Here is a 17,329-nt window from a genome sequence, read left to right on the forward strand (position 1 = left end):
TCAGACCACCAGCATCGGGATCAGCATCTCGGCCGGCGTGAGCGAGCCGTGCAGCCCCACCAGGGTGTTCTCGTAGGGGAAGTCGTGCGTCGAGACGACCGCCGTCTCCCCCGTGCAGGCGACGACGACGTCGCCGAGCCGCGGCAGCACGGCGGCGTCCACCCCGCCGAACCACCCGCGCCGCACCGCCTCCTCGCGCAGCAGCACCTCGGCCCGGTCGCCCAGCGTCTCGCGCCAGGTCGCGGCCACGTCGGCGACGGCGCCGCGCGCGCAGTAGAGGTGGCGGAACCTCGCCTCGCCACCCAGCAGGGTCACCCCGTCGCGCAGGTGGAGGTGCTCGTCGACGTCGACCCGCGCCTCCGGGGGGCTGTCCACCATGCCGTGGTCGGCCACGACGAGCAGTCTCGTCGCCGGCGGCAGCGCGTCGCGCAGCTGCTCGGCCTCGGCGTCGACCATCGAGAGCTGCTGCAGCCACTGGGTCGAGGCGACCCCGAACTTGTGGCCCGTCCAGTCGAGGTCGGCGTCGTAGACGTAGGTCAGCGAGGGCCGCGGGACGGACGCGGCGAGGACCGCGGCGATCCGCTCGCCCACGCGGTCGGCGCCCACGTACTCCGCGCCCCGCTGGCCCACGAGGGTGAGGCCGCTGCCCGCGAAGTCCCGCTTGTTGACCACCGTCGCGGGGACGCCCGCCGCGGCCAGCCGGGCGAACGCCGTGGGGTGCGGCTGCCACTCGAGCGGGTCGACCTCCTTGTCCCAGGCCAGGGCGTTGAGCAGCCGGTCGGTGCCGGGGATGCGCGAGGTGAACCCCACCAGTCCGTGGGCGCCGGGCGGCAGCGCCGTGCCGAGGGAGGTCAGGCTGGTCGCGGTGGTGGACGGGACCCCGGCGGTCCCGGTCGTCGAGTCGCGCAGCGACGAGGCGAGGAACGGCGCGGCGTGCGCGTAGCGCCGCAGCAGCTCGGCCCCGAGGCCGTCGACCAGCAGGACCACCCACGCCGGGGCGTCGGGGAGCTCGAGCGTCGTGCTGCTCCCGGGCAGCGGGACGCCCAGGGACGCCGCCACCGCCGGCAGCACGTCGGTCAGCGCGCGGGCGCCGTACGCCGGCTCGACGAAGCCCTGCGTCCCCGTCACGGGTCCCTCAGTCCCCGCGGGTCCGGGCCGAGAGCGCCTCGGCGAACTCCAGCAGGCCCGTGACGGCCTCGCGCCCCTCGGCGGCCGCCGAGACGCGCAGCGAGAAGTCGTCGCCCGCGAGCACGCCGGTGTAGCCGTGGTCGGCGTCGCACTCCGGGTCGGCGCACGAAGCGGGCTCGAGGTCGATCCTGGAGACGCCGCCCCAGCCGATGGTCAGCACGGCCTCCGCCGCGGGGGCCGGCCCGGAGGTCGGGTTGGTGACCATCCGGGTGACGACCACCGACCGCACCGAGGAGAGCGTGACCGCCTCCGTCGAGGTCGACGTGTGCGGCTCGGGGAGCAGGTCGTCCCCGGGGTGCTCGTCGGTGTGCGCCAGCACGAGCCGGGAGGGGGTGAGCACCGCGACGGTGAGGTGCCGGCGGACCTCGTCCCGCTCGAAGGTGGGCTCGTGGTGCACGTAGAAGGCCACCACCTGCTCGCCCCCGAGCGCGGCGAAGACCCCGTCGATGACCACCTCGGGGTAGTAGCCGGTGCGCTCGATCGCCCCCCGCAGCCGCCGGGAGTGGTCCTTCGAGTCGGTCGGGTGGCCGGGGGTCCTGCTCCGCATGGGGGCAGTCTGTCATGCAGGCCGGGGCCGTCCCTCAGAAGGAGTAGCCGAACGCCTCGAGGTCGGGGGCGAAGACCTCGGCCACCCGGTCCCGCATCGCGGGGGTGTACTCGGTGCGGTAGTCGCGCGGCGGCGCCGCGTTGTCGCGCGGGACGCTGTCGGGCGTCGGCAGCCCGAGGTGGAGCATCACCCGTCGCACGTCGGCCTCGAAGGACTCGGTGCGGCCGACGAAGTCGGCCTCCCGCCCGGGCGCGCGCAGGTAGGCCACCTGGGGCGTGCGCAGCCGGGGCCAGTCGTCGGGGCCCCGCAGCACGAACTGCTCGAAGTCGGGGTAGTCGCGCGCGACCCCGGCCATGAAGCCGCCGCCCCCGAGGAAGCGCTGGGCCTTCGGGGAGCCCTTCTCGGCCAGCTCCCGGAACCGCTGGACCATGCCGTACCAGGAGAGCAGCCGGGCCCACGGGTTGCGGACGAAGCCGACGGTCCAGTACGACGCCAGGGCCGGCTCCGCCTTGAGCACCTGGCGCAGCCTGGCGTGCCGGGTCAGGCCCTCCAGCCCGCGGACGTCGGGGATCAGCGGCCGCAGCAGGTGCTCCACGCTGACCCCGCCCGTCTTCTGCACGTGGACGAAGAGGAAGCGGTGGGAGTCGGAGACCAGCACGGCGGCGATCCTAGTGCGCCGGCGGGGCCGAGCGGTGAGGCGGCGCGGCTCAGTCGGGCAGCGTGTCCCCCGGCATCATGCTGAGCCGTCGGACGAACCAGTCGGAGCGCGGGTCAAGCACCGGCTCGATCCGGCAGGAGCCCCCGAGCACCGCGCAGCCGTCGCGCCCGGCGAGGACGAGCGGCAGGGAGAGCGAGCGGACCTGCGGCAGGTCGTTCTGGAGCTGGGCCACCCGGCGCACGATCCGCTCGACCTCCTCCACGTCGACGATCTCGCTGCCCCGGTAGCCGAAGAGCAGCGGGGAGGCCTTGATCTCGCGCACCATGTCCTGGGCGTCGTGCTCGGCCAGCGGCGGGATCCGGAAGGAGCGGTCCTGCAGCAGCTCGGTCATCGGGCCGCCCACGCCGAAGGAGACCACGGGGCCGAAGAGCGGGTCCTCGATGCTGGCGACCGCGACCGGGACGCCGGGCGGCGCGTTGCGCTGCACCACGAAGCCGGCCGCGCTCGGGTCGGTGATCACCTGGTGCAGGGTGAGCCAGGCGTCCTCCATCTCGGCCGCGGAGTCGATGTTGCGCCAGACGTGGGCCAGGTCGGGCCGGTCGCGCAGGTGCAGGGCGGTCGCCTTGAGCACGACGTCCCAGCCCAGCTCCTCCGCCGCGGCGAGCGCCGCCGGGAGGTCGGCCACGGGGATGCTGCGCCACATCTCGATGCCGTAGGCCGCCAGCAGCCGCGACAGCGACTCGTCGTCGAGGTCGTGGCCGTCGGGGTGGCCGACCAGCAGCTCGCCCACCAGCTTCTTGGCCGCGGCCCGGTCGACCAGCTCGGCGTCGGCCGGGGGCTTGTCGGGGCTGCGCAGCCACATCGCGTACTCGACCACCCGGGCCAGGGCCCGGACGGCGGACTCCACGGCGGGGTAGGACGGCACCGAGCCGCGACCCGCGGTGGAGCCCGCGACGTCGGGCACCCGCAGCAGCTCGGGGACGCCCTCGGCGCCGAGGAACGTCGTGACCAGCGGCTTGTCCGACTGCTCGCCGATCGCGGCGAGCACGTTGGCGACGTCCTCGCCGGAGATGTTGAGCGGCGGGATGTAGATGGCGGCCACCGCGTCCACCTCGGGGTCGTCGATCGCCGCGTCGAGGGCGTCCTCGAAGTCCTCCGCGCCGGCGTCGGCGCCGAGGGCCACCTGCTTGTTGACGACGAGGCCGGCTCCGGCCGCGGCGTCGGCGGCGAGCAGGCCCAGCGCGTCGGAGTTGCCCACCACGGCGACCCGCCGGCCGCGCGGGAGCGGCTGGTGCGCGAGCAGCTGGGCGACGTCGAACATCTCCTCGAGCGTGTCGACCTGGACCACCCCGGCCTGCCGGAACATCGCGTCGACCGACTGCGAGGGCGCCGCGATCTTGCGGACCGCGTGGCCCATCGGGACGCCCTGGGTGGTGCGGCCCGAGCGGACGGCGATGATGGGCTTGCGCCGGGAGACCCGGCGGGCGATCCGGGAGAACTTGCGCGGGTTGCCGATGGACTCGAGGTAGAGCAGGACCACCTCGGTGGAGTCGTCCTCCTCCCAGTACTGCAGGAGGTCGTTGCCGGAGACGTCGGCGCGGTTGCCGGCGCTGACGAAGGTCGTGAGGCCCAGGCCGCGGTTGTTGACCTTCTCGAGGATCGCGGACCCCAGGGCGCCGGACTGGCAGAAGAAGCCGGCGCGACCGCGCGGCGGCATCAGCGAGGACAGCGAGGCGTTGAGCGAGACCTCGGGGGCGGTGTTGATCACCCCGAGGCAGTTCGGGCCGATCAGGCGCAGCCCGTAGGAGCGCGACAGGCCGACCAGCTGGCGCTGCCGCATCCGCCCCTCCTCGCCGGTCTCGGCGAAGCCCGACGAGATCACCACGAGGCCGTGCACCCCCTTGGCGGCGCAGTCCAGGACCACGTCCTGGACCGCGTCGGCCGGGACGGCGACGACCGCCACGTCGACCTCGTCGGGGATGTCGGTGACCGAGGCGTACGTGGGCAGGCCCGAGACGGCCTCGGCGGTCGGGTTGACCGCGTAGACCCGACCCGTGAAGTCGCCCAGCACCAGGTTGCGCACCAGCGCCTGGCCGATCGTGTCCTGGCGACGGCTGGCGCCGATCACGGCGACGGAGCGCGGGTTGAAGAACTTCTCGATGGAGGCGGCCTCGGCCCGGTGCTCCCGCTGCTCCATCACCCCGAGCGCCGTGTCGGTCGGGTCGATGGAGAACTCGAGGCTGACGACGCCGTCGTCGTACTGGCTGGCCACCTGGTAGCCCGCGTCCTTGAAGGTGCGGATCATCGGGTGGTTGTCGGGGAGCACCTCGGCGACGAACCGCTCGATGCCGCACTCCCGGCCCGCCTGGGCCAGGTGCTCCAGCAGGAGCTGGCCGATGCCCCGTCCCTGGTGGGCGTCCTCGACCAGGAACGCGACCTCGGCCTCGGCCGGGGCGACCGTGTCGTAGCGGCCCACCGCGATCATCTTCCCGCCCACGAGGAGCACGAAGGCGACGCGGTCGCGGTAGTCGACCTGGGTGAACCGGGCGACGTCGCGGTCCGAGAGCTTCGGCATCGGCGCGAAGAAGCGGTAGTACTTCGACTCGTCGGAGACCCGGCTGTAGAACTCGACGAGCAGGTCGGCGTCGGCGGGCCGGATCGGCCTGATGTGGGCGGTCCGGCCGTCCCGCAGCAGGACGTCGGCCTCCCAGTGCCTGGGGGGCTCGTGGCTGGAGGGGGCGGTGTCCGCGTCGGTCACGTGCTGAATCTAACCGGTCCGCCCCGCCCGGCGTGCCCTGCGTCGGCAACCAGGGGCCGCACCGGGAGAATGCGGGCCATGGCACGACGTGGCACCAAGCCCCCGCTCCCCGACGACTTCGAGGAGCACATCCTCGACATCGACGTGGGCGACGAGATCAAGAGCTCCTTCCTGGAGTACGCGTACTCCGTCATCTACTCCCGGGCCCTGCCCGACGCCCGCGACGGTCTCAAGCCGGTGCAGCGGCGGATCCTCTACACGATGGACGACATGTCCCTGCGCCCCGACCGGGGCCACGTGAAGAGCGCCCGCGTCGTCGGCGAGGTGATGGGCAAGCTGCACCCGCACGGCGACAGCGCGATCTACGACGCCCTGGTGCGGATGGCCCAGCCCTGGTCGATGCGGTTGCCGATGGTCGACGGCCACGGCAACTTCGGCTCCCCCGACGACTCCCCCGCCGCGATGCGCTACACCGAGTGCCGGATGGCTCCCGCCGCCGTCGCGATGACGCAGTCGCTCGACGAGGACACGGTCGACTTCAAGGCCAACTACGACTCCCGCGAGCTCGAGCCGTCGGTGCTGCCCGCGGCCATCCCCCACCTCCTCGTGAACGGCGCCACCGGGATCGCGGTCGGCATGGCGACCAACATCCCCCCGCACAACCTCGTCGAGGTCGTCCAGGCCCTGCGCCACCTGCTCAAGCACCCGAAGGCGTCGCTCGAGGACCTCATGCGGTTCGTCCCCGGCCCCGACCTGCCGACGGGCGGCAAGATCGTCGGGCTCGAGGGCGTGCGCGACGCCTACGCCTCGGGGCGCGGCAGCTTCAAGATGCGGGCCACCGCGCGGATCGAGTCCGTGACCCCCCGCAAGAAGGGGATCGTCATCACCGAGCTGCCCTACGGCGTGGGCACGGAGCGGGTGGTGGAGCGGATCAAGGTCCTGGTCCAGTCCAAGAAGGTGCAGGGCATCTCCGACATCAAGGACCTCACCGACCGCACCAACGGACTGCGACTGGTGATCGAGGTCAAGAACGGCTTCGTGCCCGAGGCGCTGCTCGAGCAGCTCTACAAGCTCACCCCGCTCGAGGAGTCCTTCGGCATCAACGCGGTCGCCCTCGTCGACGGCCAGCCCCGCACCCTGGGCCTGAAGGAGATGCTCGAGGTCTTCCTGGGCCACCGGGTCGACGTCGTGCGGCGCCGCTCCACCTTCCGGCGCGGCAAGGCCGCCGACCGGCTCCACCTCGTGGAGGGGCTGCTGCTGGCGATCCTCGACATCGACGAGGTGATCCAGCTGATCCGGGCCAGCGACAACGCGGCCGCGGCCAAGGAACGCCTCATGACCGTGTTCGACCTGACCACGATCCAGGCGGAGTACATCCTCGACATGCCGCTGCGCCGGCTCACGAAGTTCTCCAAGCTCGAGCTCGACAAGGAGAAGACCGAGCTGGAGCAGCAGATCGAGGCGCTGGACGCGATCCTCAACGACGAGCAGCAGCTGCGCAAGGTCGTCTCAGACGAGCTGGCCGAGGTCGCGAAGACCTTCGGCACGCCCCGACGCACCGTCCTGCTGGCCTCTGCGGGCACCGCCGTGACCGTCGGCGCGGCGTCGTTGGAGGTCCCCGACGACCCGTGCTTCGCGCTGCTCTCCTCCAGCGGGCTGCTCGCCCGCACGTCCACCGACGAGGTGCCCGGCCAGGGCGAGGGCCGGGCCAACCACGACGTCGTCGTGTCGGCGGTCCGCACGACCGCGCGCGGCGAGGTCGGGGTGCTCACCTCCCGCGGACGGCTCGTGCGCACGCAGGTGCTCGACATGCCCGAGCTGCCGGCGTCGGCCAACGACCCCAACCTGCAGGGCGGGCTGCCGCTCAGCGAGGTCCTGTCGCTGGAGCCCGGCGAGCGCGCCCTGGCGCTGACCTCGCTGGCCACCGACGGGCCCGGCCTCGCCCTCGGCACCGCCCAGGGGGTCGTCAAGCGGGTCAACCCCGAGGTGCTGAACCGCGACGAGTGGGAGGTCGTCTCCCTCAAGGAGGGCGACGAGGTGGTGGGTGCCGTCGAGCTGGCCACCGGTGACGAGGAGCTCTGCTTCATCACCTCCGACGCCCAGCTCCTGCACTTCCCGGCCGAGGGCGTCAGGCCCCAGGGCCGGTCGGGCGGCGGCATCGCGGGCATCCGCCTGGGCAGCGGGGCCCGCGTCGTGTGGTTCGGCGCCCTGGAGGGCGACGACGCGGTCGTCTTCACCGCCTCCGGCGCCGCCACCGCGCTGCCGGGCACCGAGCCCGGCGCGTGGAAGGTCACGCCCTTCACCGAGTACCCCGCGAAGGGTCGGGCGACCGGCGGCGTGCGCTGCCACCGCTTCCTGCGCGGCGAGGACACCCTGGTCCTGGCCTGGGCCGGCCCCGCCCCCGCCCGCGGGGCCGCCTCGAGCGGCGCGCCCGTGGAGCTGCCCCCCGCCGAGGGACGCCGGGACGGCTCCGGGACGCCGGGGAGCATCCCCCTGGCCGCGGTCGCCGCCCCGGTGGCCCGCCAGGTGGGGGTGGCCGCGCGTGCCTGAGCGTGCCGAAGGACCCCTCCCGCACCATCCGCTGTGCGACGCTGGGCCCGTGCGCCCCTCCCGTCCCGCCGTCCGGCGAGCCTCCCCGACCCTGCCTGCCGTCCTGCTGGGCCTGGCGCTGGCGACCGGCGCCTGCAGCGGCGACAGCGCGCTGGAGGGGAAGGCCCCCGAGGAGGTGCTCGGGGCGGCGGCCGACGAGCTCGTGGACACCTCCGGCGTGCTGCTGGACCTGCGGACCGACGACCTGCCCGACGGCGTCACGGGCATCGTCGGCGCCAAGGGGGTCGCGACCGACGCGCCGGCCTTCGACGGCGACCTGCAGGTGCGCCTGGCAGGCAACGTGTTCACCGTCCCCGTCGTCGCCGTCGACGGGACCGTCTGGGCCCAGGTGCCGCTGACCCCGGGGTGGTCCGACGTGGACCCCGCGGAGTACGGCGCGCCCGACCCGTCGCGGCTGATCAGCCCCGATCAGGGGTTCGCGGCCCTCCTGCACGAGGTCCGGGACCCCGAGCAGGGCGAGCAGGAGCGTGGTGGCGTCGACAACGACGAGGTGCTCACCGCGTACACCGGCACCATCGACGGGGACGTCATGGAGAACGTCATCCCGAGCAGCGCCGGCGACACCTTCGACGTCACCTTCCTCGTCACCGAGGAGGGACAGCTGCGGCGCGCGGAGATGACGGGTGTCTTCTACGCCGACAGCGAGGAGATGACCTACACCGTCGACCTGACCGACTACGGGACGACGCGCGAGATCACCGCTCCGTGACCTCCCCCACCGACCGGGCGCAGCGCGCGCTGCTCTGGCTGGCGGCCCTCGCCGTCGCCTTCGCGGCGGCGGACACCTACGTGGTGGTGCTCGCCCTCCCCGACATGATGGCCAGCGCGGGAGTGCCGCTCGACCAGCTCCAGCGGGCCGCGCCGATCGTCTCCGGCTTCCTGCTCGGCTACGTCGCGGTGCTGCCGCTGATCGGACGGATCGCCGACCTGCGCGGCCGCGTCCCTGTCCTCCTGCTCTCGCTGGGCCTCTTCGCGCTGGGGTCGCTGGTGACGACCTTGGCCTACGACATGCCGTCGATGGTGGCCGGGCGCTTCCTCCAGGGGGTGGGCGGCGGCGGCCTGGTCCCGGCCACGCTGGCCCTGGTCGCCGACCTCTACCCCGAGGAGAGGCGCGGGGTCCCGCTGGGCATCGTCTCGGCGGTCCAGGAGATCGGCTCGGTGCTGGGACCCCTCCTGGGGGCCGTCGTGCTGGCCCTGGCGGACTGGCGGGCCATCTTCGCGGTGAACGTCGCGGTGGGCCTGGTGCTGGCCGCCGCGGTCCGCCGGCTCGCGACGCGCTCGCCCGAGCTGCTCGACGACCGCTCCCGGGCGCTGCTGGGGGCGCCGCCGGGCGGGCGGCCCGACCTGCTCGGCGCCGGCCTGGCGGTGGTGGTGCTCCTGGCGGGCTCGCTGACCTTCCTCAGACCTCCCCCGCTGCTGCGCGACCTCGCCTGGGGCGAGCTCTTCGTCCCCTTCGTCACCGGGAGCCGGTGGCTCACCCCCACCGGCGCCGTCACCGTCGTGGCGCTGGCGCTGCTGCTGGTGCGCCTGCTGCTCGCCGAGCGGCCGCTGGTCGACCTGCGCTCGTGGGGCCGGGTGCTCCGGGAGGCCGACCTGGTCGGCGCCCTCCTCCTGGCGGCCACCCTCGGCGGCGTGGTGCTGGCCTTCGCCACGGCCGACCCGAAGGTGGAGGTCTTCTCCCCGCAGGGCACGTGGTACCTCGTCGGGTCGGGGGTCTCGCTCGCAGCGCTGCTGGCCCACCTGCGCCGGACCCCCGACCCGATCATCCCGCACGAGGCGCTGCGCCGGACCCCCGCGTGGGGCGCCCTGGTGGTCAGCTTCCTGGTGGGCTCGGCCCTGATCGCCGCGCTCATCGACGTCCCCCTGTTCGCCCGCACCACGATCCACGGCGACTCCCAGCTGATGGCCGCCCTCGTCCTGGTGCGGTTCCTGGTCGCGCTCCCCGTCGGCGCCGTGGCGGGCGGCTACCTCACCCCCCGGTGGGGTTCCGGGCCCACCACCGCCCTGGGCATGGTGCTGGCGGCCGCGTCGTTCGCCTGGATGTCCACCTGGGGGATCGACGCGCTCGAGCACTGGCACGCCACCGTGCCGCTCGTCGTCGGCGGGCTGGGCTTCGGCCTGGCCCTGGCCCCCGTCAACGCCGCGGTGCTCGCCTTCACCGACCACGCCGTGCACGGGCTGGCCAGCGCGATGGTCGTGGTGGCCCGGATGGTGGGGATGCTCGTCGGGATCTCCGCGCTCACCACGCTGGGCCTGCGCCGCTACTACGCCGAGCAGGCGGACGTCCCGCCTGTCCGGGAGGTGTGCGGCGGACCCTCCCGGTGCCCCGAGCTGACGCTGCTGCTCAAGGAGGCGGGGATCGCCCAGGAGCAGACGGTCTTCGCCGGGGCCGGGGTCTGCGCCCTCCTGGCGGCGCTGCTGGCCCTCGCCCTGTTCCGCGCCGCGGGTCCCGCCCGGGTCGCCGCACCGGGTCCGCTAGGTTCTTCGGCGTGAACGACTTCGACGACCTCCTGGAAGCCAACCGCACCTTCGCCGACAGCTTCGAGCTCGGCGGCTTCGACGGCAAGGCGCACGCCGGCGTCGCCCTCGTGACCTGCATGGACTCGCGGATCGACCCCCTCGCGATGCTCGGCCTCAAGCACGGCGACGCCAAGATCTTCCGCAACCCCGGCGGGCGGGTCACCCCGCAGGCGCTCGAGGCCCTCGTCCTCGGGGTCCACCTGCTCAACGTGCAGCGGATCCTCGTCGTGCCGCACACCCGGTGTGCCATGACGACCGCGTCGGAGCAGGAGCTGCAGGAGCGGATCGGCGCCGCCACGGGCCAGGACGCCACGTGGCAGTCCTTCGGCGTGGTCGACGACCAGGTCGCCCGGCTCCGCCAGGACGTGCGCGCCGTCCGCTCGCACCCGCTGATCCCCGACACCGTCAAGGTGGGCGGCTTCGTCTACGACGTGGACACGGGCCTCATGGAGCAGGTGGACTGAGCCGCGGGGCCCGGCTCCGGCCGGGCCCGCGCTCAGGCGTCCAGCGCCTCGAGGTCGACCTCGTAGGCGCCCTGGACGATGAACTCCTTGCGGGGGGCCACGTCGGAGCCCATCAGCAGCTCGAAGACGCTTGCAGCGTCGCCGGCGTCGTCCACCGTCAGCCGGCGCAGCGTGCGGCGACGGGGGTCCATCGTGGTCTCCTCCAGCTGGTCCGCGTCCATCTCGCCGAGGCCCTTGTAGCGCTGCACGGGGTCCTTCCAGCGCAGGTTCTTCTTCTTCAGCTCGGCCAGCTTCCGCTGCAGCTCGTCGTCGGAGTACGTGTAGACGTACTTGTCCATCCCCTTGCGGGGGTTGGTCAGCTCGATGCGGTGCAGCGGAGGCACGGCGGTGTAGACCCGACCCGCGGTGATCAGGTCGGGCATGTACTTGAAGAACAACGTCGCCAGCAGGCAGCGGATGTGGGCCCCGTCGGAGTCTGCGTCGGCCATGAAGATGATGCGGCCGTACCGGGCGGCCTCCAGGTCGAAGGTGCGCCCGGAGCCCGCCCCGACGACCTGGATGATCGAGGCGCACTCGGCGTTCTTGAGCATGTCCCCCACGGACGCCTTCTGCACGTTGAGGATCTTGCCGCGGATCGGCAGCAGCGCCTGGTACTCGGAGTCCCGGGCCAGCTTCGCGGTGCCGAGGGCGGAGTCTCCCTCGACGATGAAGAGCTCGGAGCGCTCGTTGTCCGTCGTCCGGCAGTCCACCAGCTTGGCCGGGAGCGCGGAGGACTCCAGCGCGTTCTTGCGGCGCTGGGTCTCCTTGTGCTGCCGGGCCGCGATCCGGGTCTTGGAGGCGTTGCCCACCTTCTCCATGACCAGCTTGGCCTGGGCCTTCTCGGTGCGCTTCGTCGAGGTGAGGAACTTCTTCAGCTCGGCGGCGACCACCTTGCGCACGATGGTGCGGGCGGCGGGCGTCCCGAGGATCTCCTTCGTCTGGCCCTCGAACTGCGGCTCGGCGAGGCGGACCGTGACCACGGCGGTGAGCCCCTCCAGGACATCGTCCTTGACGACGTCCTGGTCCCCGACCTTGAGCACCTTGGCCGAGCGCATCACGTCGTTGAAGGTCTTGGTGACGGCCTGCTCGAAGCCGCTCACGTGGGTGCCGCCCTTGGGGGTGGCGATCACGTTGACGTAGGAGCGCAGGGTCGTGTCGTAGTCCATGCTCCAGCGCAGGGCCACGTCGACGCCGAGCTCGCGCTCGACCTCCTGCGGGGTCATGTGGCCCTTCTCGTCGAGCAGCGGCACGGTCTCGGTGAAGTGCCCCGCGCCCTGCAGCCGCAGCACGTCGGTGACCGGCTCGCCCGAGGAGAGGAACTCGGTGAACTCGGAGATGCCGCCGTCGTGCCGGAACGTCTCCTCCACGGGCTCGTCGCCGCGCACGTCGCGCAGCACCAGCTCCAGGCCGGGGACGATGTAGGAGGTCTGCCGCGCCCTGGTGACGAGCTCGTCGTAGACGAAGTGGGCGTCCTTCGTGAAGATCTGACGGTCGGGCCAGAAGCGCACCCGGGTGCCGCTGCGCCCCTTGGCGACCCGCTTCCCCTTGCGGGTCAGCCCGGACCGGGGCGCGAACGCGCTGTCGGGGGTCTCGCCGTCGAAGACGCCGGGGGTGCCCCGGCGGAAGCTGATCCCCTGCTGGGCGGGCGAGCGGTCGACGTCGATGTCCATCCGCGAGGAGAGCGCGTTGACCACCGAGAGGCCCACGCCGTGCAGGCCGCCGGTGGCGACGTAGGAGCCGCCGCCGAACTTGCCGCCCGCGTGCAGCTTGGTGGCGACCACCTCGACGCCGGGCAGCCCCGTCTTGGGCTCCTTGTCGGTCGGGATGCCGCGCCCGTCGTCGACCACCTCCGCCGAGCCGTCCGGGTGCAGGGTGACCTCCACCCGGTGCGCGGCGCCCGCGAGCGCCTCGTCGACGCCGTTGTCGATCACCTCCCACAGGCAGTGCATCAGGCCCTTGGTGTCGGTCGAGCCGATGTACATGCCGGGACGCTTGCGCACCGCCTCGAGGCCCTCGAGGACCAGGAGGTGGGCGGCGTTGTAGGAGGTGTCGGTCGGGGCTGCCACGGGAGGTGAATCTACCCGCGACACGCCCGGCGACGACGCGCGGCACGCCTGCGCGCCGTCACCGGTCCGCGGGTCTAGCGTGGCGGCACCGACGCCGCCGGGAAGGAAACGGACCGGCTGAGGGTTGGGCATAACCGAAACCGGGTAGGGACCAGCATGGTTGGATGGTGGCCGTCGACCGAACAGCCCGGGAATCTTTTCCCGGACCAGTACGTTGGGCCAGACACCGATGGAGAGAAATGAGGCCGATGTGACTACTGCAGTTGCCCCCACACCCGCCCTCACGGCGGCGGACCGTTGCGACCGTTGCGGAGCACAGGCCTACCTCCGGGTGGAGCTCCAGAGCGGCGGTGAGCTCCTGTTCTGCGCGCACCACGCCCGCGAGCACGGCGACAAGCTCCGGCAGGTCGCCGTGACGGTCGTCGACGAGACCCACAAGCTCAGCACCCCCGCCCCGGGCTCCCAGGCCTGAGCCCCCAGACCCCCGAACGGCCCCGGACCACGCGGTCCGGGGCCGTTCGTCGTCCCCGGCCGCCCTCGGCCCTGCAGCCGGCGGACCCGGGTGGCAGGCTGGGGCCGTGACCGTCGCCGCCCTGCTCGCTGCCGTCCTCGTCGCCGTCGGTCTGGTCGGCATCCTGCTCCCCCTGGTCCCCGGCACGTCGCTGGTGCTGCTGGGCGTCCTCGGCTGGGCCTGGTACGTCGGCACCGCGACCAGCTGGCGCGTCCTGGCGGCGGTGGTGGTCGTCCTGGGGGCCGGAGCGGTGGCCAAGTACGTCGTCCCGGGGCGCGGGCTCCGCACGGCGGGGGTCCCGTCGAGCACGCTGTGGGCCGGAGGGGCGCTCGCCGCGGTGGGCTTCTTCGTCGTCCCGGTGGCAGGCCTGCTGCTCGGCTTCGTGCTGGGGGTCCACCTCGCCGAGGTCCGCAGGGTCGGCCGGGTCCGGGCCAGGACCTCCGCCCGGCACGCCGTCAAGGCGGTGCTGCTGAGCGTCGCGGTCGAGCTCGGGGCAGCCCTGCTCGCGACCGCCGTCTGGGTGGTCGGCCTCTTCCTCGTCTGAGCCCTGACCTGCGCGCTCAGTCGGGCGGGGTGAGCAGGTCGGCGAAGATCTCGGCCATCCGCTCGTTCCCGGCGAGGCTGGGGTGCAGGGGCAGCATCTCCTCGATCATGAGCCCCTCGTTGGTCGACCCGTCCTTGGCCAGGACCGGCCACTGGGCCGCGAGGTCGAAGACCGCCACCCGGTCGGGGTGGGCCGCGGCCACCTCCCGACGCGCGGCGCGGACCTCCTGCCACGCCTCGCTCTGCCAGTTGCCGGGCTCGTAGCCGTCGACGAGGACCACCGCCGCGTCGGGCGCCGCCTCGAGGGCACGCTCCACCACGATCCGGAGGTTCTGCGCGTAGGCGAAGTCGGGGTTCGACCCCAGGTTGACGAGCACCAGCTGCGGGTCGAGGGCGGCGACCTCTCGCCAGTGGCCCTGCGCCATCAGCTCCGAGGCGTAGTGCTGCGTCCCCGCCCCCGAGTGCGAGCCGTCGTAGACGTGGATGCCCGAGGAGGCGTCGGGGTCGAGGAACTCCACCCCCGTGTGCACGAAGGCCCCGAGCGGGCCCGCTCCCACCACCTGTACCAGGTGGTCGCCCTGGCCGAGGTCGGGGGACTCCCACCACAGCCCGGCCTCCGGCCGGGCGGCGACGCTGCTGAGCGTGGCCGGAGAGGGGGTGCCGTCGGAGAGGGTGCCGGCGGAGGTCACGTCCTCGCCGTCGACCAGGACCCGTCCCTCACCGCCCAGCGCCTCCACCGCGCCGTACCAGACCCGGACGCGGCGCGCGGGGAGCCGGGGGTAGGTCAGGGTCGCGGTGGGCGGCATGAAGAGCGCCCGACCCCCGAGCCCCCACTTCTCGAACATGTACTCCTGGGCGGGCGCACCGGACTGGGACGTGTCGTCGCGCGTCGCCGGGTCGACGTAGAAGGCCGGCAGGTAGCCTGCCGCGCCCGGGGCGTCGAGCCGCTCGCGCAGCTCCTCCTGGAGCATCCCGACCATCCGGTTGCGGTGCACCGGCGTGGGCATCCAGACGCCCTCGGAGATGGAGTCGCCCACCACGACCACGCGGGCGGGCGCCTCGTCGTGGCGGCGCACGGCGTCGTACCAGGGCTCGAGCACCTCGCGCAACGTGGCGGACCCCTCCGCCGCCCCGGTGGGCGCGCGCTCGTCAGACATCGCGGTCACGCCCCAGGCGCCCGCGGCGACCAGCACCGCGAGCAGCACGACTCCCAGGACGGTCCCGCGACCGACCTGCCACCCCCGAGATCCCCTCACCCGCGTGCGCGCCCGACGGGGCTCAGTCGAGGTAGTCCCGGAGGACCTGCGACCGGCTCGGGTGGCGGAGCTTCGACATGGTCTTGGACTCGATCTGCCGGATCCGCTCGCGGGTGACGCCGTAGACCTTGCCGATCTCGTCCAGCGTCTTCGGCTGGCCGTCGGTGAGGCCGAAGCGCATGCTCACGACGCCCGCCTCCCGCTCCGAGAGAGTGTCGAGGACCGCGTGCAGCTGCTCCTGGAGCAGGGTGAAGGAGACGGCGTCGGCGGGCACGATCGCCTCGGAGTCCTCGATGAGGTCGCCGAACTCCGAGTCGCCGTCCTCACCCAGGGGGGTGTGCAGGGAGATCGGCTCGCGGCCGTACTTCTGGACCTCGATGACCTTCTCGGGGGTCATGTCGAGCTCCTTGGCCAGCTCCTCGGGAGTGGGCTCGCGGCCCAGGTCCTGGAGCATCTGCCGCTGGACGCGGGCGAGCTTGTTGATGACCTCGACCATGTGCACCGGGATGCGGATGGTCCGCGCCTGGTCCGCCATCGCCCGGGTGATCGCCTGGCGGATCCACCAGGTCGCATAGGTGGAGAACTTGTAGCCCTTGGTGTAGTCGAACTTCTCGACCGCACGGATGAGGCCGAGGTTGCCCTCCTGGATCAGGTCGAGGAAGAGCATGCCCCGGCCGGTGTAGCGCTTCGCCAGCGAGACCACGAGGCGCAGGTTGGCCTCCAGCAGGTGGTTCTTGGCGCGCCGACCGTCCTCCGCGATCCACTCGAACTCCTCGAGCGTCTTCGGGCTGAGCTTGCCGCCCTTCGCCAGCTTCTCCTCGGCGAAGAGCCCGGCCTCGATCCGCTTGGCGAGCTCGACCTCCATCTCCGCGTTGAGGAGGGGGACCTTGCCGATCTGCTTGAGGTAGTCCTTGACGGGGTCCGCGGTCGCACCCGCGACCATGACCTGCTGCTCGGGCTCGTCGGTGTCGTCGGCCGCGGAGACGACGAAGGCCTGCTTCTCGTCCTCCTTGATCGACGGGTCGACCGCGACGTCCTTCTCGAACTGCTCGTCGGGGATGTCGGGGAGGACCTTCTTGCCGTCGGGACCCACCACCGGCTCGGCGGCCGGCGCCGCGGCCGCCGCCTTCGCGACGCTCTTCTTCGCGGGCGTCGCGGCCTTCTTCGCGGGGGTGGTCCGGGTCGACGCGGTCTTGGCGGCCTTGGTGGTGGTCGTCTTCCGCGGGGCTCCCGCGGCGGCGGCCCGACCCGCGCTCGCGGCCGTGCTGCCCGCCGTGATGTCCACGGTGATGCCGCGGCCGCTGAGGTGGGTCAGGAGCGCCTTCAGGTGGCGGGGCTCGACGAGCGCGGCGTCACTGGCCTGGCGCACCTGGTCGGGGGTCACCGTGCCGGTGGCCGCGCCGCCCTCGATGAGGGACACGACGGCCGGGTGCGACAGCACCTCGGCGGGGAGCAGCTTGCGTGCGTGCGAAGACACGAACACCTCTCGTCACGGGAAAAGGGGCGCGGCAAGGCCCGGTTACGTCAAGGCCGCCCGATCATTCTGCCATGCCCTGGGTGAGGGGCCGACTTCCGCTCCCCGCGGCAGCCTTCTTCTGCTTCTTGAAGTCGCGCACGCGCTGCAGCGACTCCTCGTCCACGACGTCGGCGACCGACCGGTGACCGGGCTGTGCGTAGTCGCCGCAGACCGCCTCCCAGCCCTCGGGCCGCACCCCGCACTGCTTGGCCAGGAGGGCGACGAAGATCTGCGCCTTCTGCTTGCCGAAGCCGGGCAGCGCCACCATCCGTCGCAGCAGCTCGCGGCCCGAGCCGGCGTCCGTCCAGATGCGGCTCGCGTCGCCGTCGTACTCCTCGACCACACGGCGGGCCAGCTCCTGCAGTCGGGCCGCCATCGACCCGGGGAAGCGGTGCACCGCGGGCGGCGTCGCGCAGAGCGCGGCGAACTGCTCGGGGTCGGCCGAGGCGACCGCCGCGGGGTCCAGGGTGCCCAGGCGGTCCAGGACCTTGGCCGGACCCCGGAAGGCGTGCTCCATCGGGTACTGCTGGTCCAGCATCATCCCCGCGAGCAGGGCGAAGGGGGACTCCCCCAGGACGCGGTCGGCGGCCTCGTCGCCGGTGATGCGGAGGTCGGCGCTGTAGGGCATGGGGCCATCATGCCCGACCGGGTCG

At 73.0% G+C, this 17,329-nt stretch carries 13 protein-coding genes and 1 pseudogene; 6 read left to right on the forward strand and 8 right to left on the reverse strand.

From position 1 onward, the window contains the following. From DNK53_RS06530 to DNK53_RS06545, 4 genes are read right to left on the reverse strand one after another with little or no spacing between them, the layout of a single operon-like run. Positions 1 to 1,128: an alkaline phosphatase family protein gene (locus tag DNK53_RS06530; RefSeq protein ID WP_110181523.1), complete on the reverse strand. Its 1,128-nt coding sequence runs from the start codon at positions 1,126 to 1,128 to the stop codon at positions 1 to 3. A gap of 7 nt (positions 1,129 to 1,135) precedes the next feature. Beyond that, positions 1,136 to 1,735, reverse strand: coding sequence for a DUF5998 family protein (locus DNK53_RS06535; RefSeq protein WP_110181524.1), 600 nt, complete (start codon positions 1,733 to 1,735; stop codon positions 1,136 to 1,138). Positions 1,736 to 1,769: 34 nt separating this feature from the next. Then, positions 1,770 to 2,393 carry a sulfotransferase family 2 domain-containing protein gene (locus tag DNK53_RS06540; RefSeq protein ID WP_162599820.1) on the reverse strand — a complete coding sequence of 208 codons (624 nt, stop codon included), beginning with the start codon at positions 2,391 to 2,393 and terminating at the stop codon, positions 1,770 to 1,772. A gap of 49 nt (positions 2,394 to 2,442) precedes the next feature. Then, the gene (locus tag DNK53_RS06545) at positions 2,443 to 5,151 is read right to left on the reverse strand and encodes a bifunctional acetate--CoA ligase family protein/GNAT family N-acetyltransferase (protein WP_110181526.1); all 2,709 of its coding nucleotides are present in this window, start codon (positions 5,149 to 5,151) and stop codon (positions 2,443 to 2,445) included. Between the two features lie 78 nt (positions 5,152 to 5,229). Between DNK53_RS06545 and DNK53_RS06550 the strand changes: the two genes are divergently transcribed. The 4 genes and pseudogenes from DNK53_RS06550 (at position 5,230) to DNK53_RS06560 (ending at position 10,745) form a co-directional block, all read left to right on the forward strand. Further along, positions 5,230 to 7,701: a DNA gyrase/topoisomerase IV subunit A gene (locus tag DNK53_RS06550; protein ID WP_110181527.1), complete on the forward strand. Its 2,472-nt coding sequence runs from the start codon at positions 5,230 to 5,232 to the stop codon at positions 7,699 to 7,701. Between the two features lie 175 nt (positions 7,702 to 7,876). Beyond that, positions 7,877 to 8,470: an LppX_LprAFG lipoprotein gene (locus tag DNK53_RS17995; protein WP_275425750.1), complete on the forward strand. Its 594-nt coding sequence runs from the start codon at positions 7,877 to 7,879 to the stop codon at positions 8,468 to 8,470. Continuing rightward, positions 8,464 to 10,254 (forward strand): annotated as a pseudogene (locus DNK53_RS06555) (MFS transporter); the annotation flags it as partial. The gene DNK53_RS17995 and the pseudogene DNK53_RS06555, both read left to right, overlap by 7 nt. After that, entirely contained in the window at positions 10,251 to 10,745 is a 495-nt protein-coding gene (locus DNK53_RS06560) for a beta-class carbonic anhydrase (RefSeq protein WP_110181529.1), read from the forward strand. The pseudogene DNK53_RS06555 and the gene DNK53_RS06560, both read left to right, overlap by 4 nt. A 32-nt stretch (positions 10,746 to 10,777) precedes the next feature. Here the strand turns inward: DNK53_RS06560 and DNK53_RS06565 are convergent, their stop codons facing one another. Further along, the gene (locus tag DNK53_RS06565) at positions 10,778 to 12,850 is read right to left on the reverse strand and encodes a DNA gyrase/topoisomerase IV subunit B (protein WP_239456396.1); all 2,073 of its coding nucleotides are present in this window, start codon (positions 12,848 to 12,850) and stop codon (positions 10,778 to 10,780) included. A gap of 229 nt (positions 12,851 to 13,079) precedes the next feature. Between DNK53_RS06565 and DNK53_RS06570 the strand changes: the two genes are divergently transcribed. Beyond that, entirely contained in the window at positions 13,080 to 13,322 is a 243-nt protein-coding gene (locus DNK53_RS06570) for a DUF7455 domain-containing protein (protein WP_204163800.1), read from the forward strand. 106 nt (positions 13,323 to 13,428) lie between these two features. Continuing rightward, complete coding sequence (locus DNK53_RS06575) at positions 13,429 to 13,905, forward strand: DUF456 domain-containing protein (RefSeq protein WP_110181532.1); 477 nt, start codon at positions 13,429 to 13,431, stop codon at positions 13,903 to 13,905. Positions 13,906 to 13,921: 16 nt separating this feature from the next. Here the strand turns inward: DNK53_RS06575 and DNK53_RS06580 are convergent, their stop codons facing one another. The 3 genes from DNK53_RS06580 to DNK53_RS06590 all read right to left on the reverse strand — a co-directional run bounded on the left by DNK53_RS06580 (position 13,922) and on the right by DNK53_RS06590 (position 17,304). Further along, positions 13,922 to 15,109, reverse strand: a complete 1,188-nt coding sequence (locus tag DNK53_RS06580; protein WP_110181533.1) for an SGNH/GDSL hydrolase family protein — start codon at positions 15,107 to 15,109, stop codon at positions 13,922 to 13,924. Positions 15,110 to 15,182: 73 nt separating this feature from the next. After that, positions 15,183 to 16,643, reverse strand: coding sequence for an RNA polymerase sigma factor (locus tag DNK53_RS06585; protein ID WP_110181534.1), 1,461 nt, complete (start codon positions 16,641 to 16,643; stop codon positions 15,183 to 15,185). A gap of 55 nt (positions 16,644 to 16,698) precedes the next feature. Continuing rightward, positions 16,699 to 17,304, reverse strand: coding sequence for an HhH-GPD-type base excision DNA repair protein (locus tag DNK53_RS06590; RefSeq protein ID WP_110181535.1), 606 nt, complete (start codon positions 17,302 to 17,304; stop codon positions 16,699 to 16,701). Positions 17,305 to 17,329: the final 25 nt, after the last annotated feature.

It is taken from the genome of Nocardioides solisilvae, from assembly GCF_003194625.1.
Lineage (GTDB): Bacteria > Actinomycetota > Actinomycetes > Propionibacteriales > Nocardioidaceae > Nocardioides > Nocardioides solisilvae.

What these genes read in the sequence shown, in the direction of transcription:
- DNK53_RS06535 (WP_110181524.1), bottom strand. Translation starts at nt 1,735, where the DNA reads ATGCGGAGCAGGACCCCCGGCCACCCGACCGACTCGAAGGACCACTCC.
- DNK53_RS06550 (WP_110181527.1), top strand. Translation starts at nt 5,230, where the DNA reads ATGGCACGACGTGGCACCAAGCCCCCGCTCCCCGACGACTTCGAGGAG.
- DNK53_RS06570 (WP_204163800.1), top strand. Translation starts at nt 13,080, where the DNA reads ATGGAGAGAAATGAGGCCGATGTGACTACTGCAGTTGCCCCCACACCC.
- DNK53_RS06590 (WP_110181535.1), bottom strand. Translation starts at nt 17,304, where the DNA reads ATGCCCTACAGCGCCGACCTCCGCATCACCGGCGACGAGGCCGCCGAC.